The organism is Candidatus Tumulicola sp. (assembly GCA_036490475.1).
Lineage (GTDB): Bacteria > Vulcanimicrobiota > Vulcanimicrobiia > Vulcanimicrobiales > Vulcanimicrobiaceae > Tumulicola.
This window is the reverse complement of record DASXDT010000006.1, coordinates 83519-109209: the sequence shown is the minus strand read 5'-3', so window position 1 is coordinate 109209 and position 25691 is coordinate 83519. Positions and strand designations below refer to the sequence as shown.

23 protein-coding genes are annotated in these 25691 nt (G+C 62.0%); 15 read left to right on the top strand and 8 right to left on the bottom strand.

Annotated features, from left to right (window positions below; all coding sequences use genetic code 11):
• Positions 1 to 446 precede the first annotated feature (446 nt).
• Positions 447 to 1442, top strand: a complete 996-nt coding sequence (locus VGF98_08150) for a hypothetical protein (protein HEY1681590.1) — start codon at positions 447 to 449, stop codon at positions 1440 to 1442.
• Positions 1443 to 1543: 101 nt separating this feature from the next.
• Here the strand turns inward: VGF98_08150 and VGF98_08145 are convergent, their stop codons facing one another.
• Together VGF98_08145 and VGF98_08140 are read right to left on the bottom strand one after the other, a co-directional pair.
• Positions 1544 to 2788, bottom strand: coding sequence for an ammonium transporter (locus VGF98_08145; protein HEY1681589.1), 1245 nt, complete (start codon positions 2786 to 2788; stop codon positions 1544 to 1546).
• A gap of 24 nt (positions 2789 to 2812) precedes the next feature.
• Positions 2813 to 3715, bottom strand: a complete 903-nt coding sequence (locus VGF98_08140; GenBank protein ID HEY1681588.1) for a hypothetical protein — start codon at positions 3713 to 3715, stop codon at positions 2813 to 2815.
• A 274-nt stretch (positions 3716 to 3989) separates the two neighbouring features.
• On the opposite strand from VGF98_08140, the gene VGF98_08135 reads away from it, so the two are divergent.
• Complete coding sequence (locus VGF98_08135; protein HEY1681587.1) at positions 3990 to 5387, top strand: alkaline phosphatase family protein; 1398 nt, start codon at positions 3990 to 3992, stop codon at positions 5385 to 5387.
• 72 nt (positions 5388 to 5459) lie between these two features.
• On the opposite strand, the gene VGF98_08130 is transcribed toward VGF98_08135, so the two are convergent.
• The 4 genes from VGF98_08130 to VGF98_08115 all read right to left on the bottom strand — a co-directional run bounded on the left by VGF98_08130 (position 5460) and on the right by VGF98_08115 (position 10400).
• The gene (locus tag VGF98_08130) at positions 5460 to 5864 is read right to left on the bottom strand and encodes a hypothetical protein (protein ID HEY1681586.1); all 405 of its coding nucleotides are present in this window, start codon (positions 5862 to 5864) and stop codon (positions 5460 to 5462) included.
• 121 nt (positions 5865 to 5985) lie between these two features.
• Positions 5986 to 7797, bottom strand: coding sequence for an alpha/beta fold hydrolase (locus VGF98_08125; GenBank protein ID HEY1681585.1), 1812 nt, complete (start codon positions 7795 to 7797; stop codon positions 5986 to 5988).
• Between the two features lie 6 nt (positions 7798 to 7803).
• Positions 7804 to 9693, bottom strand: coding sequence for a KUP/HAK/KT family potassium transporter (locus tag VGF98_08120; protein HEY1681584.1), 1890 nt, complete (start codon positions 9691 to 9693; stop codon positions 7804 to 7806).
• A complete protein-coding gene (locus tag VGF98_08115; GenBank protein HEY1681583.1) occupies positions 9690 to 10400 on the bottom strand; it encodes a hypothetical protein in 711 nt (236 codons plus the stop codon). Before VGF98_08115 ends, VGF98_08120 begins: the two co-directional genes overlap by 4 nt.
• Positions 10401 to 10489: 89 nt before the next feature.
• On the opposite strand from VGF98_08115, the gene VGF98_08110 reads away from it, so the two are divergent.
• Complete coding sequence (locus VGF98_08110; protein HEY1681582.1) at positions 10490 to 11737, top strand: FAD-dependent oxidoreductase; 1248 nt, start codon at positions 10490 to 10492, stop codon at positions 11735 to 11737.
• Here VGF98_08110 and VGF98_08105 read toward each other — a convergent pair.
• Positions 11727 to 12326: a hypothetical protein gene (locus VGF98_08105; protein ID HEY1681581.1), complete on the bottom strand. Its 600-nt coding sequence runs from the start codon at positions 12324 to 12326 to the stop codon at positions 11727 to 11729. The two genes, VGF98_08110 and VGF98_08105, sit on opposite strands and share 11 nt — an antisense overlap.
• A gap of 66 nt (positions 12327 to 12392) precedes the next feature.
• Here VGF98_08105 and VGF98_08100 point away from each other — a divergent pair, with 66 nt between their 5' ends.
• Together VGF98_08100 and VGF98_08095 are read left to right on the top strand one after the other, a co-directional pair.
• Positions 12393 to 13331: a DUF2249 domain-containing protein gene (locus VGF98_08100; protein HEY1681580.1), complete on the top strand. Its 939-nt coding sequence runs from the start codon at positions 12393 to 12395 to the stop codon at positions 13329 to 13331.
• 18 nt (positions 13332 to 13349) lie between these two features.
• Positions 13350 to 13703, top strand: coding sequence for a hypothetical protein (locus tag VGF98_08095; protein ID HEY1681579.1), 354 nt, complete (start codon positions 13350 to 13352; stop codon positions 13701 to 13703).
• Here the strand turns inward: VGF98_08095 and serS are convergent.
• Complete coding sequence (gene serS, locus VGF98_08090) at positions 13696 to 14991, bottom strand: serine--tRNA ligase (GenBank protein ID HEY1681578.1); 1296 nt, start codon at positions 14989 to 14991, stop codon at positions 13696 to 13698. The genes VGF98_08095 and serS overlap by 8 nt on opposite strands.
• Positions 14992 to 15007: 16 nt before the next feature.
• Here serS and VGF98_08085 point away from each other — a divergent pair, with 16 nt between their 5' ends.
• The 10 genes from VGF98_08085 to VGF98_08040 all read left to right on the top strand — a co-directional run bounded on the left by VGF98_08085 (position 15008) and on the right by VGF98_08040 (position 25689).
• The gene (locus tag VGF98_08085) at positions 15008 to 16240 is read left to right on the top strand and encodes a molybdopterin molybdotransferase MoeA (GenBank protein HEY1681577.1); all 1233 of its coding nucleotides are present in this window, start codon (positions 15008 to 15010) and stop codon (positions 16238 to 16240) included.
• A gap of 8 nt (positions 16241 to 16248) precedes the next feature.
• Positions 16249 to 17367, top strand: coding sequence for an aminotransferase class I/II-fold pyridoxal phosphate-dependent enzyme (locus tag VGF98_08080; protein HEY1681576.1), 1119 nt, complete (start codon positions 16249 to 16251; stop codon positions 17365 to 17367).
• Positions 17364 to 18089 carry a metallophosphoesterase family protein gene (locus tag VGF98_08075; GenBank protein ID HEY1681575.1) on the top strand — a complete coding sequence of 242 codons (726 nt, stop codon included), beginning with the start codon at positions 17364 to 17366 and terminating at the stop codon, positions 18087 to 18089. The genes VGF98_08080 and VGF98_08075 overlap by 4 nt, the downstream gene beginning before the upstream one ends.
• Entirely contained in the window at positions 18086 to 18520 is a 435-nt protein-coding gene (locus tag VGF98_08070) for a PaaI family thioesterase (GenBank protein ID HEY1681574.1), read from the top strand. Before VGF98_08075 ends, VGF98_08070 begins: the two co-directional genes overlap by 4 nt.
• Positions 18517 to 19002, top strand: coding sequence for an SsrA-binding protein SmpB (smpB, locus tag VGF98_08065; protein HEY1681573.1), 486 nt, complete (start codon positions 18517 to 18519; stop codon positions 19000 to 19002). The genes VGF98_08070 and smpB overlap by 4 nt, the downstream gene beginning before the upstream one ends.
• Positions 18999 to 19919, top strand: a complete 921-nt coding sequence (gene tilS, locus VGF98_08060; protein ID HEY1681572.1) for a tRNA lysidine(34) synthetase TilS — start codon at positions 18999 to 19001, stop codon at positions 19917 to 19919. Before smpB ends, tilS begins: the two co-directional genes overlap by 4 nt.
• A gap of 112 nt (positions 19920 to 20031) precedes the next feature.
• Positions 20032 to 21951, top strand: a complete 1920-nt coding sequence (gene ftsH / locus VGF98_08055) for an ATP-dependent zinc metalloprotease FtsH (protein HEY1681571.1) — start codon at positions 20032 to 20034, stop codon at positions 21949 to 21951.
• Positions 21948 to 23255 carry a hypothetical protein gene (locus VGF98_08050; protein ID HEY1681570.1) on the top strand — a complete coding sequence of 436 codons (1308 nt, stop codon included), beginning with the start codon at positions 21948 to 21950 and terminating at the stop codon, positions 23253 to 23255. The genes ftsH and VGF98_08050 overlap by 4 nt, the downstream gene beginning before the upstream one ends.
• Positions 23252 to 24589, top strand: a complete 1338-nt coding sequence (locus tag VGF98_08045; protein ID HEY1681569.1) for an insulinase family protein — start codon at positions 23252 to 23254, stop codon at positions 24587 to 24589. The genes VGF98_08050 and VGF98_08045 overlap by 4 nt, the downstream gene beginning before the upstream one ends.
• Positions 24586 to 25689 (top strand): glycosyltransferase, encoded by a 1104-nt coding sequence (locus VGF98_08040; GenBank protein HEY1681568.1) that lies wholly within the window; start codon positions 24586 to 24588, stop codon positions 25687 to 25689. The genes VGF98_08045 and VGF98_08040 overlap by 4 nt, the downstream gene beginning before the upstream one ends.
• The last annotated feature ends 2 nt before the right edge of the window (positions 25690 to 25691 follow it).

Below are 25691 nucleotides of genomic sequence, written 5' to 3'. Positions count from 1 at the left end.
GCCGAAGCATCCGCCGAACACTTCGAGCAGGTCGATCGGCCCGGCGCTATTTTGACGGCGCAGCACGTTTGGCACATGCCAAGTGCCGCGGCGTGATGGCGCTGCTGCACTTTGTACTCAGCGGCCGACTTTGACACATTCGCACGTTTTGACAGAGACACGGCGCCGCCTCTGTCAAACAAAACAGCGCGACCGAATGTAGTCCGCAAAATCCCGGATAGACGAATGAATCGTTGCAGAGCAGAGCGGGCGCAGATTTGCGCCCGCTTCGCTCGATGTGTGGCTACATGCCGACCGGATTCGCTCCCTATTGCCGACCCCAAGACAGAGGGCCGCCCGATGGAACTAACGTGAGACTTTGCTGCGAGGAGCGCCGGCTAATGGACGGAACGTGGCTGAATCCGGTTACCTAGCGACCGCGATTCCCCTCAAGGAGCTTATTTGGCATGCGTTTGTTAGCGACGTTCCTCAGTGCAGTCGCCATTGGATTTCTTGCCGGCTGTGCGGGCAATGGCGTTTCGCCAAGTGCCCCCGCCACCGCGCCGCAGTATTCCAGCGCCGGCATCATCGCAGCCCTGGAAGCGCCCGACGCGATGAAGAGCGGCCTGTATGTCAGCCAATTCAACAGCACGAGCATCTTAGCGTACAAGAGTAACAACAAGAAGAATGAGCCGCCGGCATGCAGCATTCCGGGCGTGCTGTACCTCAACGGGGTGGCCGTCGACGGTAAAGGCAACGTGATCGATCCCGACGGCGGCAGCCGCTCGATCATTATTTTCAAAGGCCCAGGCATGTGCGGAGCCAGAGCCGCGTCGACTAGCGATCCGTACGGACAACCGGTGGATGCTGCCAGCAACGACTCGCTTACCGGCAAAATTGCCGTTGCGAACATGATGGACAACGACAGCAAGGACGGCAGCGTCTCGTTATGTACGATGAAGGGCGGCTGTAAAGTCAACCTGACGAATCCCGCCATCTTCGAGATGGTTGGCGTTGCTATGGACCCGAAAGGCGACTGCTGGGCATCTGCATATAGCCCGCAGTTCACGCCGAAGTTGGTCTACTTCGCGAAATGCAAGGGTGCCGGGGTCGTTGCGACCGGGTATATAAACACCAGCCCGGGCGGCCTCGACATCGACGGCGCCGGTCATCTCGTTGCGATCGATAATTCCGCCAACAACATCGGAGCGTTGATGATCTACTCAGGATGCAACCCGGCTTGCACGGTCGTCGGCGGCCCGTTCTCGTTGCACGGCGAAACGTTCTGGGGCCATCTTAACCAAAAGTCAACGGAATTTGCGACGGCGAATTACGTAGCCGGCGAGATCGACGTGTATAAGTACAGCACGACCGCTCTCACATTCTTATACAGCTACAACAACGGTCTTACGCCCAGCGCATCGGTGAAAGGCGCCGCTTACAACCCGCGTTCCAACGAGTAGAACTTGCCGAGCGTCATCGGCACGCTGCCCTGAGAGCACTGCTAGCGTGCCGATGTGAACGGCGAGCGCGATGTCCGGCCGAGCCAACGAGAACGCGCACGTTAGATGCCGACCGGATACGCCTCCTCGCCGTGGAGGGCGATGTCGAGGCCTTGCTGTTCGGCGGCCTCATCGACCTTCACGCGCGTAACGAAGTTGATCAACCACAACGATACCCATGTAAAGACGAACGCATAGGCACTGCAGAGTATCGCTGCGGTGAGCTGCTTACCGAAGAACGACGGATTTCCGCGCAGTAGGCCATCCGCGCCGCCCGGGTTCCACAGCGTCGACGCAAATACGCCAAGGAGCACGATTCCTAGGAATCCACCGACGCCGTGGACGCCCCAAACGTCGAGTGCATCGTCCCAGCCCATCTTGTTCTTGAGTGCGACCGCGTAGTAGCACACCAACCCAGCGGCCAGTCCGATAATCACGGCGGTCACCGGTGACACGTACCCTGCGGCGGGCGTAATCGTTGCCAAGCCGGCGACCGCGCCGGTCAATAAACCCACGAACTTCGGTTGGCGGCCGTTCGCCCACTCGATTACGAGCCACGCGACTGCTGCGAACGACGCGGCGATGTCGGTGTTGAGAAATGCCGATGCGGTGACGGCGTCGACCCGAAGTTCGGAGCCGGCGTTAAACCCATACCAACCGAACCACAGCAAACCAGTGCCCAACGCGATCAGCGGAACGTTGTGCGGCCGGTTCTCCACGACGGCGCGTTTTCCGAGATACAGCACCGAGGCGAGCGCCGCAAAACCGGCCGACGCGTGCACCACGATGCCGCCGGCAAAGTCGAGTACTCCCCACTTCGCTAACATGCCGTCCGGACTCCAGACCATGTGGACGAACGGGAAGTACACGAAAATCAGCCATGCGGTCAAGAACCAAAAGTACGCCTTGAAGGTGACCCGATTTGCGAAGGCGCCGGTTATCAATGCTGGGGTGATGATCGCGAACATCATCTGATATGCGATGTGCACGATCAGCGGAATACCCGCGTCGTTCCCGGTAAACATCGTGTGCAGCGTTACGCCGTTGAGAAAGAAATACGTCGCAGGATTGCCGATGATCCCATGCCAGTCTTGGCCGAAACACTCGGAGTATCCAAAAATGAACCATAAGACGGTGGTCCACCCCAACGACATGAAGCTTTGCATCATGATCGTCAGCACGTTTTTGCGCTGAACGAGGCCGCCGTAAAAAAATGCGAGCCCCGGGGTCATAAGCATGACCAGGCTCGCACATAACAACATGAAAGCGGTATTTCCGATATTGATCGAGGCCGTTGCGGAATTCATCGGCAGTCCTCCTGACGAGACGTTCTAGTTCATGAACGAAATCCCGGCGCCGGCGTAGTGTTGCCGTTGGCCCGGGATGAACGACGGTTGGAATCCATACTCTATATCGATCTGCACGTGTTGGCCAAAATCGCGTTGATAGAAAACATCGACGAAGCTTTTCGAGCCCAAACTGGGCCCGGCCGACGAAAAATACGCATACTCGGCGCTGATTTGCGAGGGTCCGCCGGGAAGCGCGGCGGTTAGGGCGATCGTCGGCGTAAAGGCGAAGTACGACTGCGGCACGCCGCCGGCATTATACGCACTCGAGGCATTGAATCCGAGGGTTCCGCTGAGCGAAAATTCGGAGTTCAGCGTGTCGCCCCAATTGAAGTTTCCCGTAAACGTCGCGTTTCCGCCCCCAAATGCCGACGAGCCGGTCGGAACGGTGAATGAGGCGTTGACGCCCCACAACGCTCGTGACGAATACCCGAGTTCGTACTTGGCACCAAAGCCGAGATCGCTCATCCCGTCGACCGGAAGGCCCATCGACGATGAATGATTTTCGGTGACCGGGCCAACTTCGAAATCGAGGTGCGGATCGAAGGTACCGATGCGCAACAGCGATTGTGGATAGCTTATGGTATTTGCTCCGCCGGCGGTAACCAGGTTGGTGTAGCCGTTTTCTAACTCGACGTGGTCCGGACGAACGGTGCAAACGCCGGTTCCGAAGCTCGGTCGATTGACGATCGCCATGAGGCTCGAGCAGGGGTCGCTCGGGGCCGCCGGCGCGGAACTCGTTGCCGGAGCGGGTGTCGAGTTGGGAGCGGTCTGCGCGACCGCACGCGCCGCTGAGATGATGGTCATCAGCGCGAGTACCGCTACGATCGAAGCCGGCAAACGGTATGCGCGGATGCGTTCTGGGCCTTGGTACGCGATGTGGTTCAACGGCAACTCCCTCGTCCGGCGGCGCTCGCTTGCCAGTTCGACGAGGCCGTCAATGGAGCTTGCAAAAGATAACTTGAGTCAATTCACTGTCGGAACTCAAAAATCGTGCGCCGTCCATAAGCTGACCTAATATTTAGTAACTTCGGTTTTCTTCCCAATTTTCGCACGATTACATGTTTCGTGCCGGCGGCGATCGTTCGGCGCAATTTCCGGTCCCGGGGGGGCGGCCGAGCGTCCGTCGTACGTTTGCAGCCGCTACTTTAAGGGGGAATCTATGTATCGAAACTCAGGGCGCCCGATTCGCATCGTTTCGGTCGCGCTCGCTGCCGTCATTGCCGGTTGCAGCGGAAGTCCGAGCAGCGGCTCGGCACCGCTTCCGGTCACGTCGCAATCTTCACGGATTCTCGACGCGGTTCGCGTGGCCGCTCCACGCGGTAAGATCAGCGGTAAGATCAAACACGTCGTTATCATCATTCAAGAAAATCGGAGTTTCGACGATCTCTTTCAAGGGTTTCCAGGCGCCGACACGCAGTCGTACGGGTACACGAGCACGGGCGCTAAAGTCACGCTGCAACCCGTTGGACTCGAAGCGCCATGGGACATCGATCATAGCTCGACGTCATTTTTTCAAGCCTGCAACGGCACCGGGTCACTGCCCGGAACGAATTGCCAAAACAACGGGTTCGATCGCGAATACGTCGGTTGCGGCGGCGGCGGTCCGCCGTGTCCGAACGCGCATCCGATGTACGGGTACGTGCCGCGCAGTGAATCGCAGCCGTACTTTGACATGGCGTCTCAATACGTGATCGGCGACCGGATGTTCACGTCGCATCTGGACGCCAGCAGCTTTATTTCACACCAGTACATCATTCGCGGTAATGCCAGCTCGTCGGTCGATTACCCGTCGAGCACGTGGGGCTGCGATGGTGGTCCCAGCGATCAGGTGAACACCATCAATCAACAGCGTCAGATCGGGTCGCCGATCACGCCGTGTTACGACACGCAGACGCTCGGCGACGAGCTCGACACCGCCAAGCTGAGTTGGGGATATTACACCGCCTCGATCTACGGCGACGGCAATATATGGAATGCCTATCAGGCCATCAAGCACATTCGCTACGGTAAAGACTGGAGTCGCAACGTCATCACGCCGCAGTCGAAGTTTTTTGACGTTGTCAGTTCCGGAAAATTACCGGTAGTCAGTTGGGTGACGCCCACGTGTGAAAACTCCGACCACGCGGGCTGCGGTTCGAACAGCGGCCCCGCTTGGGTGACGTCGCTCGTAAATGCCGTTGGTGAAAGCAAATACTGGAAATCGACTGCGATCTTCATCATGTGGGACGAGTACGGCGGCTGGTACGACCACGTGCCGCCGCAGATGGTCGACTACGACGGTCTCGGCATGCGTGTGCCGCTCGTCATCATCTCGCCGTACGCCAAGAAGGGCTTCGTTTCGCACGTCCAATACGAGCACGGCAGCATCTTACGGTTCACCGAAGATCAATTCGGACTACCGCGATTGGCAGCATCCGATACGCGGGCGAACTCGCCGGAAGACGATTGCTTCGACTTCACACAGAAGCCGCGCAAGTTCAAGCCGTTCAAGGCCTCGCTCGACATGAAAGGGATCTTAGCGCAGCCACCCGATCACCGCGTTCCCGATAGCGAATAGCGGCTGGTTAACAAAAATCGGCGCACCGTCGTTTGACGGCGCGCCGATTCGTTTTACCGAGTTAGGTGCGAGTTAGTGCGACGAGGGCGCGACCCACAGCGTGGAGTCTTGCCATTTCACTTTGATCGGAACGCACGAGCTCACTTGACTTCCGGCGTACGTCACGTCGTTGTACAGCGAGAAGTGATGGTTGATTTGGACGCCCGGCGAGAACGTGCCATAGTCGGTCACCGTACGCAAAAAATGCTGCGCCGCGTTGCGGTAGCCGACCGCAAACGTGATCTGTGCCGCCGGCTTCTTGCCGTAGATGATGTAGTCGATTTGCGTGCCGCCGGCCTTTTTGCTCGCCAGTTTGGGGGCGATGATGTTGCACGATTTCACGACAACCGGAGCGGCCGCCTGAGCCGGAGCTAGCGACATGCCCGTCAGGACGCCCGCGACGCCGATCGAAATGGCAAGCCGAGCGAAGATATTCATTATGAGGAATTCCTTTCGAGAACTAGGTGAACCAATCTGACGCGGACTCTGGTACCGCTTCGCTCGCTTCCTTCGGCCCGTGCAGGCGGTCCGTCCTCTGCCTTTCGTGCGGTACGAGCGGCTATGGCGCCGGCGCGGTCGCCTCGACGGAGCCGGGTTCGACCATGCGGAGGCGTGCACGCGAACCGGCCGTGACGTTCCAACTCGCGGTCTCGCGGAGGCCCGGCGCTCGCAACCGAGCGGCGACGGCACCCGTCGCTCGGTTCCAGTCCACGTTTCCGGACACGGGAAAGTCAGCGGTCCAGCGCACCGCGTGCAGTTCGATGCGGCTCCCGGTTGCCGTCGGCGCGACCTTAAAGCGGCCGCCGCGCAGACCGTCCCCGGCGGCAGTGCCGAACTGTTGCGCTCGGGCCAACGCATCGCCGGCGGCTGCCACTGCGTTTGCAGCGTCCCGAAGCGTAGCGAGCGACGCGGAACCGCGTGCGAGCGCAGCCGGCGGCATTTCGGAGCGCGTCCCGGGAAACGTGTCGATCAGTCGCGTGGCTGGAATGTGAGCGGCGCAGCTCGTGTTGAGTGAGTGCCCCGCCAGAAACGTTCGCACGAGCGCGGACGCGCAGTTCCACGGATCGTCGATTGCCGTTACGTGACCGGTGTTGCGAACGATGACGCGTTGCGAGCGTCCAAACAGCTTCGCAGCCGCGTCGCCTTCCGACGGCGTCGTGATTGTATCGAGATCGCCGGTCAACACCAAAGCCGGCACGTCCGGCATATGCGTTCCGGGTGGAAACGGTTGTCCCGCCGGGTGCCCGGCAGGCGCGACTGGCCAGTTCTGGCAGAGCGGCACGTACGCGTAATCCAGAGGAATGCTCAAAAATTCTCTGACCGTAAACGGCGCATAAAGTTGCGCATTCGATTCGGCCGTACGACGTTCGATCGATCGCCATTGCGCTTGCCGAAGCGCCGGCGCGAAACGCATATCGTACGCTTGCGGGTTATCCGCGCAGCTCGCAGCGACGAACAACCCGTTGCTATCTTCTCGCGGGTCGCTCGAAGCGAATTCTTCGAAATCCCATGCTTCGCGAGCTAGCCGCCGTAGCGGTATGCCGTCGCCGCGTTCTAGCCACGCGCGAACTGCCGCGTCCAATTCGCGATACACCAGCGAATCGAGGCCGGCGGTATCCATCACGAATGCCAGTTGTGATGGGTCGATCGGTCCGCGTCCGGACCGCAGTCGCGCAAGAACGCGATCGATGCGAGTCATGGCTGCACCGCGCGCCGCGCATTGTGTCGAGCGCCTGCAGACCGCATCGAATGCAGCGGCGATCGCGGGTGTCGTACTCGAATACCATGGATCGAGGCCGCCCGCCGGATATGCACCGTCCAACACGATGCGGCGCACTCGGGCGGGATGCCGGGCCGCGAACGTTTGAACGAAAAATGTGCCGTAGGAATCGCCATATAGGTCCGCTCGCGTTACGCCCAGCCGTCCCATCAACGCATCGAGATCGTCTGCCGCTTCGGCCGATCCGTACAGTCCCGCTGCGGAGCCGAGCTGTGCGCCGCAACGAGCGATGGCGGGCAACGTCATCGAGCCGCCCTGCAGCGCGCGACAATCGATCGCGCCCGAGCGGCCGGTTCCGCGATCGTCCATTAACAGCATGTCGTGGGTAGACAGGAGCGGTCCGAACAGCGCGCGGTAAGCATCGCGCGAAGCGCCCGATGGATAGCCCGGCCCACCTTCGGCGGCGACGATCGTTCCCGCGGAAGGTGCGTTGCGAAGCGCGTGCGGCAGCCAGGTGAAGCCGATGTCGATGCGACCTGCGATTCGTCCGGTGGCGTCGAGTGGACGTGCCAGCGATCCACAGTAGTATGCTTGATGCGCGCCGCACGGGTGCAACACGAGCGAACCGGCGAGCAATGCAGCCGCAAGCACGACGGATTACATCGGCACTTCGAGGCCGAGCTTGGCTTGCGAATCGGCGGGAATGCCCAAGCTCGCACCGATCGGTCTCGAGTTCTGCTTCAAGAAGACGTAGAACGCGCGACGCGTCGCGTGAAGAATGCCGGGCCGCTGCGCGACGATTTGCGGATCGGCCATGTAATACGTCGTGTCGGGATCGTCGAGTCGTAGTCCGGAAACCTCGCACGCCTTGACGATGTACCGGATATCGGGTTTTTCCATGAAGCCGAAGCGAGCGGTGACGCGAATCAAGCCGGGCGATAGCCGCTCCACGACTACCCGGCGCTCGTCGTTGAGATACGGGTCGTTGGTCGGCACGACAGTTAGCAGAATGATTCGTTCGTCGACGCTGTGCATTCGTGCCCAGTGGTGGCGTAGGACGAACGGAACGCCTTGATGGTCGGCGGTTAAAAAGACGGCGGTACCTTCGTACGGACGTCCGAGGCGGTCGCCAACCTCGGCCAAAAATTCCTCGACCGGTTGCGACTGCTCCACGTGGCTCAGTGCGATGCGTCGCCGGCCGAATCTCCACGTGTAGGCGATCGCGAACACGACCAAACTGACGGCGATCGGAAACCAGCCGCCTTCGGGGATTTTCGGAAGCCCGCCGATGACGAAGAGAATTTCGATGGCAAGAAACGGCGCGGTGCTGAGTGCCGCTACCCACGGCGACCACTGCATCGTATCTTTGACGACCACGTAGTACGCGATCGACGTAACGACCATCGTCACGGCGACGGCCAGTCCGTATGCGTTGGCCAACCGTTCCGAACTGCGGAAAGCGATCACCAACGAGATGCACGCGACCGCTAGTAACCAATTGATCGCGGGCACGTAGACCTGTCCGCGGTGCATCATCGAGGTGTAGACGACGCGCATCCGCGGGATAAAGCCGAGTGCGATGGCTTGTTTGGTGAGTGTGAAGACGCCCGATATCAAGGCTTGCGACGCGATGATGGTCGCCAGCGTCGCGATCCCGACGACGACGAACAGCATCGCGGATGGAACCAAGTTGTAAAACGGGTTGCGGATGGCGCTCGGATCGGTCAGCACCAGCGCGCCTTGTCCGATGTAGTTCAATGCCAGCGCCGGAAACACGACAAACGTCCAGGCTTTGGCGATCGGGCCGCGCCCGAAATGCGACATGTCGGCATACAGCGCTTCGACGCCCGAAACGCACAAGACGATCGCGCCGAAAACGGCGATCGCCGCGATGCCGTGGCGTGCGAAGAACGACACGATGTACCACGGTTCGATCGCATGCAGCACGCTCGGATGTTGAACGATGCCGCCCACGCCCAACGCACCGATCGTGACGAACCAGATCAGCATGATCGGTCCGAAAACGTTACCGATTTTTTGCGTGCCGCGTCGCTGCACCAAAAACAACGCTGCCAACACGCCGACTGCCGCGGGAAGAATGAATGGCTTCGCGGCCGAGGTGGCGACTTCGAGGCCTTCGACCGACGACAACACCGAGACCGCCGGCGTTATGATACCGTCGCCGAACAACATACCTGCCCCGAGGATGATCAAGAACGTGAGCCAGGTGCCTCTGGGCGGAACGCCGCGCTGCACCCGGGGAAGCACGAATGCTAGCAACGCGAGAATGCCGCCTTCGCCGTCGTGCGATACCTTCATCACCATGCCGATGTAGCGCACGAAGACGATCAAAATCAACGACCACAGAATCAAGCTGACGATGCCGAGCACGTTCTCGTGAGTTGGCTCGATGTGCAAAACGCTGGTAAAACACTGGCGGAACGCGTACAGCGGGCTGGTTCCAATGTCGCCGAACACAATTCCAAGCGCCGCAAGTGCCAACGCGGACGGGGGCAGCTGCCGGCCCGCGGCAATTCGCTCCGTCAAAAGTGGACTTTCGTTTCCCACAGCTTGAGACAGAGCAACGTGTTGACCGGTTCTGTGGCCAAATCGTCTACCTCACCCTGCGTAACGTCGAAATGCACCATCTCCGGCCAGCCTCCCCAGGAAGGGGGAAATGGTAACGGTACCCGGATGTAGTGATACTGATGCGTCGGCGTTTTCAAGCGCAATGCGAGCTGAACCGGACCTGAAATTCCGCTGGGATTGGTGTCGAGGGTCGCATAGTAGGCGTCCTGATCGTTTTCGACGCTGACCTGTAGCGGGACGAAGTCGACCGTCGGCTTATTGCAGGCGCTGGTGTTCTTATTCAGCAGCACGAACGTCGGGTTGACGTAGAGGAACGATTGCGGGGACGAACCGGAGATCAGCAACGTTTTGGGCGGCCGCGGCGAACCGCTTGCCAAGGTTTCGTTGACGCTTCGATCGTGGCCGTCGAGGATCGTGATGAAGTCGGAGGCCGAGCAACCGTATTTCGGGACCACCGCGCTCAGGCCATAGGTGCCGGGAGCGATATCGAACTCGACGATCTTGGGTGCGTCGTCGTCGCCGCGTTCTATACGAAAACCGCGCGTGAGCCGGGCGTTGCCGCGCAAGTCGACGAGGCGAAGCTGAAGATCGAAGCGGGTCGACTCGCTAGCTCGGGCGATGGCGCTGCACAACCCGACGTGCAGTATGACGTGCGACAAGGCCATGCGCGGCAGTTCGGCAGGCAGTGCCGCAAGTCCGCGATGCGTGTGTCGCCAGGCCCGCCGAACGTGCGGAGTGAAGCGCTGATTCGAGCATGACGTCCACGACTACGATTCAGGCGCAGTGTTGCGTTGCCGGCGCAGGACCGGCCGGCATGATGCTCGGCCTGTTGTTGGCTCGCGCCGGCGTCGACGTCGTCGTGTTGGAGAAACATGCCGATTTTCTACGGGATTTTCGCGGCGATACGATTCACCCGTCCACGCTCGACGTCATGTCGGAACTGGGAGTTCTAGAAGCGTTCTTGCAGCAGCCGCACCAGCGGGTGACGCGCTTGGCGGGGAAGGTGGGCGATACCACCGTGACCGTCGCGGATTTCACGCGACTTCGTGCGCGCTGTCGTTTTTTGGCGTTCATGCCGCAGTGGGAGTTTCTCAACTTTTTAGCCGGCCAAGCGGCGCGGTATCCGAATTTCCGCTTGCGTATGCACGCTGCGGTCGAAGACGTACTGCTCGACGGCGATCGGATCGTGGGCGTGCGCGCGGCGACTCCAGAAGGACCGATCGAGGTGCGGGCCGCGCTGACGGTAGCGGCCGACGGACGCGGATCGGTCGTGCGCGATCGAGCCGGACTCGACGTGATCGACGTCGGTGCACCGATGGACGTGCTGTGGTTGCGCGTTTCCAAACGCGACGACGATCCGCACGATACGTTCGGCTACGTTCGGAACGGGCGGATCCTAGCCCTCATCGATCGCGGTGAGTATTGGCAATCGGCGTACGTGATACCGAAGGGGGCGATCGACGGACTTCACGAGCGCGGTTTAGAGGCGTTCCGAGAAGAAATCGCCGAGACCGTGCCATTTCTGCGAGATCGTCTTAACGAAATTGCGAGCTGGGATGACGTCCGGTTGTTGACGGTGCGCGTCGACCGTTTGCGTCGGTGGTACCGCTCCGGATTGCTCTGTTTGGGTGACGCGGCACACGCGATGTCCCCGATCGGCGGCGTCGGCATTAACCTGGCGATTCAAGATGCCGTCGCGGCCGCCAACATGCTGGCGAGCGAGTTGCTCGAGGGGCCAGTCAGCCTTCGAACGTTGCGCCGAATTCAACGGCGTCGCGAGTTTGCAGCGCGCGTGACGCAAGCGTTGCAGGTGATGGTGGGCCGCCATGTGATCGGCCGCGTCTTACGTACCGGAAGTTCGCCGGTGCTGCGGGCGGTTCCAAAACTCGTCGGGCGGCTGCCCTTCCTAACGCGGATACCCGCCCGTCTTGTCGGGCTGGGTATCCGGCCGGAACACGTGGCGCGCCCGGAGGTGCGCCGCTCGCCGCTTTCTAGGGAGTAGGTGCGGGCGTGGAGGCCGGGTAGTCCTCGCCGCTCGGATCAGCCGGTTTACCGGCAAAGATGTATTGCTGGCCGGGACCATCGTCGTTGTTCGGCGAGACGCTGAACTGTGATTGCCCGACCTGGCTCGTCGGATAGCGCGCGTCAGCACCGCCGGCCTGGGCCGGCGAGGAGAAGGCGGCGGCGAGGCCAGGGTTGAGAGGGAACGCTTGGCCACGGAACGAGCCGTCGGAGTTCATCGTGGCGACGATGTGCAGCCGTGCGTTATTCGCGACGCCGAGCCCAAGATCGACCGGACTCGGTCCGATGTCGAACCACATGTACGATCCGTCTCGACCACCCACGACTTGAATAAACGCCTTCTGATACGCGTTGTGATAGTAACCGCGCACGATGCCGCTGGCGTATAGCTGCAGGTCGAGGTGCCCGGCGATCGGATACTGCGATCCGTACACGGTCGTAATCGCAGTCGAGTAATGCGTATACGGCGCGCTCGCGGTATCATCGGCGGCAGCGGCGACCGGCCATGCGACCGTCGCCCCCATCACTGCGGCGCACGCCAATTGGCGCAAACCCGAAAATCGTATCATCCTATCGTCCTCTCAAATGCTCGTTCTAAGGAGTAGAGCGCTTTGCTTGCCGAGAACGTGACCGGCGTGACGAGCCCTTCTGAAATCGACCTTAGGGGTCTTCCTTTTTGGGACCGTCCTAACCTCATCCGCGAAGCCCTCGACCGCCTACCGGCCGGAACGGCGCTCACCTTCATCACCGAACACGAACCGCGCGGCCTCTCCGCCCGCATTACGCAAGAGCATCCCGAACATTATATCGTAGAAACCCGTCGAGTGGGGCGTGGTTTGTGGCGCGTTAGCATTACGCCCCGTCCGGGCCGCTCGAGCGAGCGAAATCCGCTGGCGCAGTTCTTGGCCGGTTGCCCTGCTTTCCACGGACTTGGCGTCGAAGTACTCGAGGAGCTCACCGCGTCGGCAATCCCCCAGACCGGTCGCCGCGGGCAAGCGCTCGTCGCTGAAAACTCCAGCTGGCCGTTTATCGGCGTGGTGACCGAAGGCATCGTCGTTCGCGCCAAGGGGCACGATGTCGACCGCGAGCGCATCTTGTACGAAATTTTTCCGCACGAAGTATTTGGCGTCGCCGAGTACTTCGATCGCGGCCTTTCCAACGCGCGCATCGTGGCATTTTCGAAAACGGCCCGCATCATCAAACTGCCGTGGGATTTGGTCGAAGAAGCCGCTTTCCGCCATCCGCAGTTAACGACGGCGCTCGGCGTCGTGATCGCGCAGCGGTTGCGTGAAGTCAACGATACGATTACCGCGCAAGGTGCGTTGCCAATCTTGGCCCGCATCGCTCGTGTCTTGTTGCCATACGCCATGCCCGAGCGCGGGCTGGTTCCGGCGTCGCCGAGCTTGTCCACGATTACGCAATCGCAAATCGCGGCTGCAGCCGGGACGGTGAAAGAAGTCGCCGCGCGGGCGATCGCCGAGCTGGAGGCGCGCAGCGCATTGCAGCGCGAGCGCGGGCACATTCGCTATCTCGATCGTCAACAGCTCATGGAGTTGATCCGCGAGCTTTCATAACCGGCGCGCGGTCGCGCCGTGAGTTTTATCCTGCGTTGGCTCGACTTGCGGCGGCAACGCCGGCCGGTCGGTTTGCGTCCGCACGGCGAGGTCACGGTTTCCGCGACGTGCGAAGATACTGCAACGCGCGTGCGCCGCGCGGTCGCCGACGTGCTCGGCGCGCACGTTACGTCCGATGATGGGCAGACGATCGAAGTCGCGTTCGGATTAGTGCGCAGCGAACGCCTACGCTGCAGTCTCAGCTCGACCGAGGAGCGACAAACGCGGGTACGAGTCGAGGCGGTATATCCGCCCGGGAGCCCCGCCCCGGAACGTTCGCTGTCGGTCGATGCGCTGCTGACGGCGCTCGGCCGCGACGAGCGAATTATCTGAGTTCTTCTGGAAGGATGCGGTCGAAGCCGGTATAGGGTACGAGCGCCGGCGGCATGTCGACCGAGCCGTCTTCGCATTGATAGTTTTCTAAAATTGCGGCGACGGTTCTCCCGATCGCGAGCGCCGAACCGTTGAGCGTATGCACTAATTCGGGCTTACCGTCCGCTCGCCGCATACGAATCGCCGACCTGCGCGCTTGAAAGTCGGTGCAGTTCGAACACGAACTGATCTCGCGATAGGTCGCAGCCGATGGCAGCCATACTTCCAAATCGTAGGTCTTGGCCGCGTTGAATCCGGTGTCGCCGGCGCACAACGATACGACGCGATACGGAAGGCCGAGCGCTTGCAGCACGCGTTCGGCGTCGGACACGAGGCGTTCGAGCGCGTCGAACGACGATTCGGGATCGGCCAGCCAAACGAGTTCTACTTTTTCGAATTGATGCTGGCGAATAAGGCCGCGCGTGTCTTTGCCGGCGGCACCGGCTTCCTTTCGAAAGCACGGCGTGTACGCCGTGTACTGGCGCGGCAATGTCGTTGCATTGAGGATTTCACCGCCGTGCATCGCCGTAAGAGGCACTTCGGCGGTCGGTATCATGAATAAGTCTGCATCGGGATCGCGGAACATCGCATCGGCAAACTTGCTCAGCTGTCCGGTCGACCACATCGTCGCCCGGCTGACGAGATACGGCGGCGAAACTTCGGTGTAGCCTCGTTCGGCGGCCGAATCGAGGAACAACGATGCCAGCGCTCGGGACAAACGCGCGCCCGGTCCACGCAGCAGCGTAAAGCGGCTTCCCGACAGTTTGGCGGCACGTTCGAAATCGAACACGCCCAGGGTCTCGCCAATCTCCCAATGCGGGCGCGATTCGAACGGAAATTCGCGCGGGGTTCCGACGACGCGCACGATCACGTTATCGCGCTCGTTGTTCCCGTCGGGCACCGAGTCGTCGAGAAGATTTGGCGAGCTGGAGAGCAGCGCACGCAAGGGCGAATCGTCGCGATCCGGTGCGAGCGCGCGCGCGCTCTCTTCCGACGACGCGATCGTTTGCGTGAGGGCGGCCAACTCGTCGCGACGCGCGGCTGCCGCAGACGCTTTGTCGGCGGCGCGTCCGATCTCGGCCGAAATGCGATTCTTTTCGGCTTTTGCGGTTTCCGCGACCGACAACGCGGAGCGGTACTCTTCGTCGTAGCGCAGAATGCCGTCGACGAACGACGGATCGAGCCCGCGACGAACGGCGGAGCGCCTCACGCGATCCGGATCGCGCCGAACGACGCCGATGTCTAACATGGAGAAGCGCGCATTTATGCAGCCGCAAAAGGCTCTCCTATCGGAGACCGGTTTTGCAGCCGAGTCGCTGCTCGCCCCCGCGCAAGCGCTGGCGGTGTATTTCGCACGCGTTCTATTCGAAGCACCGGCGGTCGAAGAGGTGACACGGGATGCGGCACGCGGACGAGTGCTTGCATCCGAAATTCGAACGGATGCCGATTATCCGCTCGCTCCCCGCTCGAATATGGACGGTTATGCAATCCTCGCAGCGAGCGTTCCAGGGACGCTGCAGATCGCCGGCGACGTTCGCATGGGTCAAGCAACTGCATGCGGGATCGACAGAACGCAGGCCGCGCGAATTCCGACCGGCGGTGTGCTGCCGCCCGGCGCGGATGCGGTCGTGCCGATCGAGGAGGCGCGCGCAGGCGACGGGACCGTTTCGATCGAGGGACGGGCGGAGCGAGGCCAAAACGTCATTCCGCGCGGCGCCGATATGCGTGCCGGCGACGTGGTATTGTCGGCCGGTCGTACGCTGCACGCGGCGCATATCGGTTTGCTCGCATCGCTGGGCATCGAGCGCGTTCCGGTGTATCGAACTCCGCTCGTCGGCATCGTTTCGAGCGGCGATGAAATCGTGCCGGTATCCCAGCGCCCGCGTGCCGGCGAAGTACGCGATTCGAACCGCTACGCGATTGCCGCGTCGCTGCAAGCCATGGGGTTGCGGACGAAACACTATCCGACGGTCGGCGATGCGCCGGGCGAGTTGGCCGATGCGCTGCGGTTGATGGCGGCCGAATGCGATGCGATCGTCGCCAGTGGCGGCTCCTCGGTCGGAGCGCACGACCGGTTGCCTGAAGCCGTCGCGCAGTTCGAACCGGGCGTCGTCGTTCACGGCCTACGCATCAAGCCCGGAAAGCCCGCGCTGTTTGGAGCCGCCGGCTCGACGCCGATCGTCGGCCTGCCCGGAAATCCCGCGTCGGCATCGATCGTGCTCGAAGCCGTGGCAGCGTCGATTTTTTTGAAGCTGACCGGAGCGAACCACCGCCAGTCCGTCGAGCGCTTGCCGCTAACGGCGGCGTTGCGCGGCCGGCCGGGCTGGACGTGGTACGTTCCGGTCGCTATCGAGGATGCTCGGGCCCGGCCGCTCGAGTTACGCTCGTTTTCCGTTCGTCTGGCCGCGCAAGCCGACGGATACGTCGTGGTGCATCCCGATGCGCCGGCGATCGACGCCGGCGATGAGGTCGTCGTCCATCGGTTTTGGGGAACGTAGGTCGAGGCATGAACGTGCGCCAAACCCAGCGGCCCATGCCGCGCCCCACCGCCGCCGTCGAGGCGATTCCACCGACGACGCCGTTCGTCGGCCCCGAAGAACTGATGCGGTCGCTGGGCCGCACCGAGGTCGTGCGTCTCGGCGCGAACGAGAGTTCGTTTGGAATTTCATCGGGTGCGCTTGCAGCGATGACCGCCGAGTTACCGCGCCTCAGCTGGTACGGCGACCCCGAGTCGCTGGATCTGCGCGATGCGCTGGCCGCTAAACACCGTTGCCGTCCTTCGCAAGTGCTGGTCGGCGCGGGCATCGATGACGTAATGGGCCTGGCCGTACGCGCCTTCGTCGGTGCGGGCGGCGTCGCCGTCGCGACGCGCGGGACGTATCCGACGTTCGCATATCACGTGACGGGTTACGGCGGAACGATCGCGTCCGTCGACTATCGCGCCGACGGCACGGTCGACCTCGACGCGCTATTAGATCTGGCGGCAACGCGCGTGCCGTCGCTGGTGTATTGCGCGAACCCGGATAATCCCGGAGGCCGTTTTCACGGCCGCGAAACGATGGCGCGGTTCGCTCAAGCGTTACCTGCGGAAACGTTGTTGCTGCTCGACGAAGCGTACGCGGATTTCGTGGACGCGGACGAACTGCTGGGTCCGGAGATCGACGATCGAATCGTGCGTTTGCGCACATTTTCGAAAGCCTACGGGATGGCCGGCGCTCGAATCGGATACGCGCTCGCATCCGAGCGCAACGCGAGCATTTTTCAGAAGATCCGCTTACACTACGGCGTCAATCGCAACGCGCAGATCGGCGCGCTCGCGTCGCTGCACGACGCAACGTTCCATCGCTGGGTGTTGGAGCAAACCGCCGCCGCGCGCGCCGATTACTACGCGCTGGCGCGACGCCTCGGTTTGGGGTATATAGAGTCGCGCACCAACTTCGTTTGCTTCGACCTCGAAACCGTCGAACGCGCGAATGCGGTTGTCGCGCGGTTGCTCGAACGCGGCGTTTGGATTCGAAAGCCGGGTTTGCCGCCGCTAGACCGTTTCGTGCGCGTCAGTGCGGGAACGCCGCCGATGCGAGAAGCCTTTGCGGACGCCTTTGCCGGCGTGCTGGAGAAGTTGTGACGCACGCCATCGTCTCGGACGTTCATGGGAACCTGGAGTCGCTCGAGCGCGCATTGAGCTTCGTTCGCGAAGACGACGAATTGCTGTGTTTGGGCGATTGCGTCGGATACGGCCCGAATCCGAATGAGTGCGTGACGTTATTGCGCGAGCGAGTGCGGCACGGCGTTATCGGCAATCACGATCTCGCGGCGCTCGAAAACTACGGCACCGAATATTTCAACGACGCAGCGCGTGCGGCGATCGAGTGGACGCAAAAAATGTTGACGCCCGAAAGCCGGTCGTGGCTCGACGCGTTACCGTACGAGCTGCGGTTTCCGGATTTTCTTTTGGTGCATGGCGCGCCGGTCCATTACTTCGAGTACATTCTCGACAAACGAACGGCGTCGCGCGCCTTCGACTGGACCGACGCTCCGCTGGTGTTCGTCGGACACACGCACATCGCCGAGTATTGGGTGCGCGAAAAGGACGGAACCATCGGTCATCGGCACATGCAGCACGGCGGCGAACTCATTCTGGAAGAAGGCTGCCGGTATATCGTAGACGTCGGAAGCGTCGGCCAGCCGCGCGATCTGAATCCAAATCCGTCGATGGTGCGGTTCGACGCCGAGGCCCGGCGGGTCGAATGGATTCGCTACGCGTATCCGGTGGCCGACGTGCAAACGAAAATTCGCGAAGCGAACCTTCCCGAGTATCTCGCCGACCGGTTGGAGGCGGGGCGTTGAGCGACGTTCCGTTCGACGACGGCAATTGTTTTGCGTGCGGGCCGGACAACCCGGTCGGCTTGCATTTGCATTTCGACGTCGACGGAGACCACGTTGCCGCGAAGGTCCGTCTTGCGTCGAACTATCAAGGCTGGCGCGATATCGCGCACGGCGGAATCGTCATGGCGCTGCTCGACGAAGCGATGGCGCATGCCGCCGGATTTGCCGGACATCGCGGCGTGACGGCCAGTGTCAAGGTTCGCTTTCGCCGGCCCGTTCCGATCGATCGCACGGTCGACGTTCGCGGCCGGGTGACGTGGCATCGGCGCAACGTGCTGGGCGTCGAGGCGACCATTCTCGAAGCGGGCGTGGTCCTCGCGCAAGCCGAGGGCAGTTTCGTATCGCGAGGTTCGCTGGATGCCGTCGACGACAGGCGTAATCCACTGTCGTGAAATCCAAACAGCAACGACAAGCTACCGCCGAGAAGCGGAACACCGCGACGCCAACGCTCGACAATCGTCGCGCTCGCCATGAATACGAAATTCTCGAGTCGCTCGAAGCCGGACTGGTGCTAACCGGAACCGAGATTAAATCGATTCGCGCGGGCGGTGCGAGTTTAAACGAAGCGTACGCTCGAGTTCGCGACGGTGAAGCCTGGCTGATGGGCATGCACATCGCCGGCTACAAAGAGGGAAGCTTCTCGAACGTCGAGGCCAACCGGCCGCGCAAACTGTTACTCCACAAGGAACAGATCGAGCACTTTCACAGCCGCGTCGGCGAAAAGGGCCTGACGATCGTTCCGTTGCGACTCTACTTTACGCGCGGGAAAGTCAAGGTGCAACTTGGATTGGCCCGAGGTAAAAAGTTGTGGGATAAGCGCGCGGACATCGCAAAGCGCGACGTCGAACGCGACATCGCGCGCCAGATGCGGTGAGGGGAGCGCGTCCGGAGCAAGCGCTGGTCGACGCGATCGTTCGCGATGGCGTCCTCCGCCCGAACGAACGGCTGATCGTCGCCTGCAGCGGTGGTCCCGATTCGATCGCGTTGGCGTGGACGTTAGCGGCGGCGCGGCCGCTCGAACTCGATATTCGGTTGGTCTACGTCGACCACGCCCGCAGACGCTCGTCGCTGCAAGACGAATGCGTGGTCGCGAATGCGTCGGCCGTACTCGGGATCCCGTTCGAAACGGCGTCTCTCGACGGAACCGCGGCCAGCGAAGCCCAGTTGCGCCACGCCCGCTACGAGGCATTGCTCAACGTGGCGCGACGCACCGGCGCTCGTGCTGTCGTTACCGCCCACCATGCCGAGGATCAGAGCGAGACCGTTCTACTGGCGCTCTTTAGAGGAAGCGGTGCGGCTGGTTTAGCGGGTATGCCTGCCCGCCGCTTACTTGCGGGCTCGATCGACCTCGTGCGCCCGCTCCTCGCCCACAGTGCCGCCGAACTGCGTGCGTTCTGTCACGATGCGGGTGCGCCGTACGCGGTCGATCCGACGAACTCCGACGGCAGTATCGCCCGTAACGGCGTGCGCGAGGCGTTGACCGCCCTGCGTCCGCTGTTCCCACAGCTCGATCGTGCGGTTTCGAGAGCCGCAGCCATCGCCGCCGACGAGGCGGTAGGCTCGCAGCGAGCGGCATTGCGCCGCCACGTTCGCGCCCTCGTGGAGGCTGAATGCGGCCTGGACGATGTCGATTTCGAGCACGTCGAGGCTGCGGTTCGAGCGCTCGAGCGCAGAGCGAGCGGGCGCTTTCTTCTAAAGGCCGGCATCGAGCTCGAAGTGAGCGATGGCGAGATTTCCGCGGTAAAACCCGCGCCGCGAGGCGTGGGCGAACGGAAACCGCGGGTAACGTAGGAGGGGTTCCAGAAAACGTGTACCTCGAACTCGGCCATCGGGCCCGGTTTATAGCACCCGGTACGTTCGGCAGGGCCGAGACGATTCATAGAAAGTATACGGTTTCAACCACGTGAGCAAGAATCTCCGCTCGATCATTCTGATCATCCTGGCAATCGTAGCCGTGTTCGTCATCGTAGAAAAATTCGTGCAGCCTAGTGAAGGCGCCACGCGATTAGATTACGGCACGTTCTACCAGAAGCTCGAGGCTGGCCAAGTGCAGTCGTTTCACGCGGTCGGTTTGGCCGCGACCGGCGATCTGTCCAGTGGCGCCAAATATACGGTATCGGTACCGAACGTCGATCAAACGTTCGTGGACAACGTGTATCGTAAGGTCAAGAGCGGCGCGATCAGTTTCGAGCAGCAAAGTAATGGCGGACTGTTTACGAGCCTGATGTCGCTCGCGCCATTGGTCGTGATGGTAGCGCTGCTGTTCTTCATCTTGCGCCAGGCGCAAAGCGGCGGGAGTCAAGCGTTGTCGTTCGGCCGATCGCGCGCCAAGATGCAGTCGGAGAATCGCCCCAAGGTAACGTTCGCGGATGTTGCCGGCGTGGACGAAGCCAAAGAAGAGCTTGCCGAAATCGTCGACTTCTTGAAGTACCCGAAAAAATATCAAGCGGTCGGCGCGCGAATACCCAAGGGCGTGTTGCTGCTCGGTCCGCCGGGCACCGGTAAGACGCTTCTGGCGCGCGCGATCGCAGGCGAAGCCGGCGTACCGTTTCTGTCGATCTCGGGTTCGGATTTCGTCGAGATGTTCGTGGGCGTCGGCGCCTCGCGCGTTCGCGATCTCTTCGACCAAGCAAAGAAATCGGCTCCGTGCATCGTCTTCATCGACGAAATCGACGCCGTCGGACGCCAGCGTGGCGCCGGCTTGGGCGGCGGCCACGACGAGCGCGAACAGACGCTCAATCAGTTGCTGGTTGAGATGGATGGATTCGATCAAAACACCGGCGTGATTCTGATCGCGGCGACCAACCGCGCCGACGTGCTGGATCCCGCGCTGCTTCGGCCCGGGCGCTTCGACCGTCAAGTCGTCGTCGACCGCGCCGACTTCAGAGGCCGCGAGAAGATTCTGGAAGTGCACGCCCGCAATAAACCGTTGGGCAAAGAAGTGTCGTTGACGACGCTGGCTAAGCGCACGCCGGGTTTCTCGGGAGCGGATCTTGAGAACTTGCTCAACGAAGCCGCCTTGCTGGCGGCTCGGCGGAACAAAAGTACGATCGAGATGCACGAGTGCGACGAAGCGATCGATCGCGTAATGGTCGGGCCCGAGCGCAAGTCGCTAATCATGTCGCCGCGCGAAAAGGAAACGACCGCGTTTCACGAGTCGGGCCACGCGTTGCTCGGCGGGTTGCTCGATAAATCGGATCCGATTCACAAAGTCACCATTATCCCGCGAGGAATGGCGTTGGGTCTCACCTGGTCGCTGCCCGAGGACGACCGTCATAGCCGCACCCGCGAAGAGTTGATCGCGCAGATCACGATGGCGCTGGGCGGACGTTTGGCCGAAGAGATCAAGTTTGGCGACGTCACGACGGGCGCCAGCAACGACTTCGAAAAAGCCACCGAGCTGGCGCGCCGTATGGTGACGCAATACGGCATGAGCGAACTCGGGCCGATTCAGTATGGCCGCGGCGCGCATCAAGTCTTCTTAGGCCGCGACTTCGGCGACGAACGCAGCTACTCGGAAGAAATCGCCAGCAAGATCGACGCACAAGTGCGGGCGATCATCGAGTCGGCATATTCGAACGGCAAGCAGCTGCTCGAGACCAACTGGAGCAAAGTCGAGCGGATGGTCGAGTCGCTGCTCGAGTACGAAACGGTCGATGCCGAGGAGGTTCGAGCGATTCTAGAAAACCGGCCCTTCGATCGTCCGGCCGCCGAACTGACGCCGCCCGCCGGCGCCGACGTCGAACGGTTGCCGTCCGACGAGCTCAAGCGCGCCGAAAAACCGAAGCGGCTCCCGCCGAACATATCGCCGGAACCGGCATGAAGGTAACGACGGCGATCGCCGCCGCACTGCTAACGCTAGCGGTGCCCGCGGCGGCGCTGCCGTGCGCCGCAGCCGGCATCGCGCAGCAACGCGGCGATCTAGCGAAAGGCGGCTCGTACGTCGTAGAGCCCAATCCGACGATCGGTGTGGCCGCAGCGGGACTGTGGTTTCGTGCGCCCGGGGCCGGCTACGATAACGCGACCCCCGGTATCTCTCGGTTGGCCGCGACGGCGGCGGCCGTGGCACCGCTCTCCGGAGGAAAATCGCTGTTCGCGCTCGTCAATAGCGTCGGCGGACAACTCAATATCAGTGTCTATCCAGATATCGTTGGGATCGGCGTCACGGTGCCGGCTTCGGCCATCCGGCGAGTCGTTGCCGCGATGACCGCGGCATATTTTTCGCCCGCAATCGACGATTCGGCGGTCAAGACGGCGCAACGCGATGCGGCCGTTGCCGCGGTCGCGCAGCGGTATTCCGCCGATCTCGCACTGCACGACCTGTTGTTCGCGCACGTGTTTTCGGCCGGCCCGGCGCATTACTCGCCGCTTCCGGATTCGATCGCGGCGATTGCGTCGTTGTCCGCCTCGAGTATCGGCACGTTCGCGAAGCGGGCGTTTCGTTCTGGAAACGCGATGCTCACACTCACCGGCGACGTCGATGCCGCCTCGCTCTCGGCCGTAACCGACGGCAGCGGATCGACGAATATGGATGCGCCGTTCGATTCGACGCTGTCGGGTGCAACCGGTCCCGCCGACGCGAACGGAGCGGTTTCCGGTACGGGCTTTGCATGGGTTGGGCCGCCGATCGCCGACGCGCGCGCTGCGACCGCGATGGATTTCATCGCCGACTATCTGTTTCGCGACGGTACCGGCTTGGTATCGCGCGACGTCGCGCCCGCGGATGCGTACGTTGCCGGGCAGTTCGTAACGCTGCACAATCCGGGTGTCATGGTCGTTACGATGGGCGGAAACGACGAAGCCAAAGCCGAGCGCGCGATGCTCGATCGCCTGGCCGCAATGGAGCGGCCGCTCGACGCGCACACGTTTGCCGCGGCATTAGAAGCGTTCATATACCACGTGGCGTCGGATACGCAAGCGCCGCTCGAGCGCGCCGATAACTTAGGCTGGTATGCGGTTGAAGGTAACTTGTCGTATGCACCCGGCGATGCGAGCGAGGAGTACCAACGGATGGCGCGCTCGCTCGATCCGCAATTCGTAGCGGACGTCGTGCGTCGCTATCTGGCAAATCCGCTCTCGATCAAATTATTAGTTCCGTCGAATCAGCCGAAAGGGAATGCGTCGTGAAGAGCCTGATCGCGGTGACGTTATTCGCCACACTTGCGACGACGTTTCCCTCGAGCGCCGCTGCCGCGGCGGATGCGACGCAGCCTGCGGTGGTCCGCCAAGGCGGCGTCGCGATCGTGAGTCAAAGCGACCCGCAAGCCGCACTGGTCGGCGTCGAGGTGGTCATCCCGGCCGGGCTCGACCGACAAACCCTTCGCCAGAACGGACTGGCGGCATTGGTCGCGCAAACGATTTTGCAGACGCCGGTGACCGTCGCCGGCGCGTCGCCCGTTCCGCTCGAACGAGCGATTGCGGCGAGCGGTGGATCGATTCGATTTGCGATCGATCCGGATAACGTTCATTTCTACGTCGAAGCGCTCGCGCAAGACGCGCCGGCGGTGCTTGCGATGTTCCGTCAGGCGTTGACCGCACCGGATTTTGCGCCGGCGACCGTCGTCGATGCGCGCACGGCGTTGTCGACGAAGCTCGCACAGTCGGCACAGTATTCGCAATACGCACTGCAGGTCGGCGTCGATATGCTCAATCAGGCCTCTTCGACGCAGGCGAATGCCGGCTTTCCCGCGCTCGGAACGCGCACTTCGTTGGCCCAACTGGTTCCGTCCGACGCTGCGGCATTTTACCGTACATACTATCGGCGCGGCGGAGCGCTGGTGAGCGCGGTCGGTCGCCTCGACGCGCTGGGCGCAGCCGATCTGAGTTCGCTCGCATCGGCCTTACCCGACGGCACTACGTCGGTCGTTACGACGCACGTTGCTCCCCTGCAGGGAGCATCGCGCGAAGTGATCGCGCACCGCGACATCGCCGCGCCTTGGTTGATCGCTCAGTATCCCGCCCCCGACGTGGCTAGCCGCGATTTCGGGCCGATGCTGGTGTTGTCTGCATTTCTGCGGCGCACGCTATCGGATATCGCGCAAGTGCCGGGCGTCGTTTCTCCTACCTTCATGTCGAGGGCGGTTGGAGCCGATTATGCCTACGATCGGGCACCCGCCCATCTCGTGTTGTACGTCAACGGTGGCATCGGAAATCCGACGCGTACGTTCGCGACCGCGTTGTCGGTCGTGAGCGTGTTGGCGGCGACGCGCCTGCAAGGATCGATCGACCAGTTTAAGGCGCAAGCCGCCGGCGATTTCGCAACCGGCGCGACGACGTTGGAAACCCGCGCGTGGCTAGCCGCCGTCTTCGCACGCGGCGATGCATCGCCCGACTTCTTGAATCGCGCGCTACAGGCAATCTCCAATACCACCCCTGGCGACGTGCAACGCGTTGCGCGGTTGTATCTGGGCAATCCGACCATCGCGTTGGTCTTGCCGCGGGACGAAAGCACGCACAACTGAACGTCGCACTCGTTCACGACTACCTGAACCAGCGCGGCGGAGCCGAACGCGTTTTTGCCACCATCGCCAAAGAGTGGCCGGACGCCCCGATTTACACATCGCTCTACGACGAGTCCGCGGTCGGCGATTTGATTCCGCGCGAACGGGTTCGAACGTCGTATCTGGCGCGCGTTCCGTTCGCCGGGAAGTATTTTCGGGCGCTGGCACCGTTCTATCCCCGGGCTTTCGAAGCGTTCGACCTTTCGGGTTATGACACGATTATCAGTTCGACCACATCGTGGGCGAAAGGTGTGATCGTTCCGCCGGGGAGCGTACACATCTGTTATACGAATACCGTGAGCCGCTTTGCGTTTGCGTACGACGATTACGTCGGCGGTTTCGGCCGTTCCAGCGGCAACCAGCTCTTGCCCATGCTGGCTCGGCCGGTCGTGCGACGCCTCGTCGCCTGGGATAAGCTTGCGGCGCAACGCCCGACTGCGTACGTTGCTAATTCTCGCAATGTGGCAGAGCGCATCCGCCGCTACTACGAACGCGATGCCGACGTGCTGCACTGTCCGGTCGAGCTCGACAGGTTTACCGTCGGACGCGGGTCCGGCGACTATTTTTTGATCGCTTCGCGGCTGCTTCCGTACAAACGCATCGATCTCGCAATTCGGGCGGCGCAGTCGGCCGGCGTACGGCTGTTGGTGGCCGGAACCGGACCCGCGCAAGCGGAGCTGCGCGCGTTAGCTCGCGATTCGACGACGACGTTGCTAGGATACGTCGAAGATGGCGAGTTGAACGCACTGATGGGCGACGCTCGCGCGGCGATCTTGCCGGGCGAGGAAGATTTTGGGCTATTGCCGCTCGAGGCTGCCGCCGCCGGACGGCCGGTAGTCGCATTGCGTCGCGGCGGGGCGCTCGAAACGGTCGTCGACGGCGTGACCGGAACGTTTTTTGACGATCCTACGCCCGAGTCACTGGCTGGGGTGTTGCGTTCCTTCGACGCCACGCGCTACGATCCGCAAATGTTGCGTGCGCACGCCGAGCGATTCGCTCCACAAACGTTTTCGCGGGAACTGCGGGCGATCGTCGAGCGCGTTCGCGCGAGCGGTCGCTAATA

Coding starts and splice junctions, on each gene's coding strand:
- VGF98_08150 (HEY1681590.1), top strand. CDS start 447: ATGCGTTTGTTAGCGACGTTCCTCAGTGCAGTCGCCATTGGATTTCTT.
- VGF98_08145 (HEY1681589.1), bottom strand. CDS start 2,788: ATGAATTCCGCAACGGCCTCGATCAATATCGGAAATACCGCTTTCATG.
- VGF98_08135 (HEY1681587.1), top strand. CDS start 3,990: ATGTATCGAAACTCAGGGCGCCCGATTCGCATCGTTTCGGTCGCGCTC.
- VGF98_08130 (HEY1681586.1), bottom strand. CDS start 5,864: ATGAATATCTTCGCTCGGCTTGCCATTTCGATCGGCGTCGCGGGCGTC.
- VGF98_08115 (HEY1681583.1), bottom strand. CDS start 10,400: ATGGCCTTGTCGCACGTCATACTGCACGTCGGGTTGTGCAGCGCCATC.
- VGF98_08110 (HEY1681582.1), top strand. CDS start 10,490: ATGACGTCCACGACTACGATTCAGGCGCAGTGTTGCGTTGCCGGCGCA.
- VGF98_08105 (HEY1681581.1), bottom strand. CDS start 12,326: ATGATACGATTTTCGGGTTTGCGCCAATTGGCGTGCGCCGCAGTGATG.
- serS (HEY1681578.1), bottom strand. CDS start 14,991: ATGTTAGACATCGGCGTCGTTCGGCGCGATCCGGATCGCGTGAGGCGC.
- VGF98_08085 (HEY1681577.1), top strand. CDS start 15,008: ATGCAGCCGCAAAAGGCTCTCCTATCGGAGACCGGTTTTGCAGCCGAG.
- VGF98_08080 (HEY1681576.1), top strand. CDS start 16,249: ATGAACGTGCGCCAAACCCAGCGGCCCATGCCGCGCCCCACCGCCGCC.
- VGF98_08050 (HEY1681570.1), top strand. CDS start 21,948: ATGAAGGTAACGACGGCGATCGCCGCCGCACTGCTAACGCTAGCGGTG.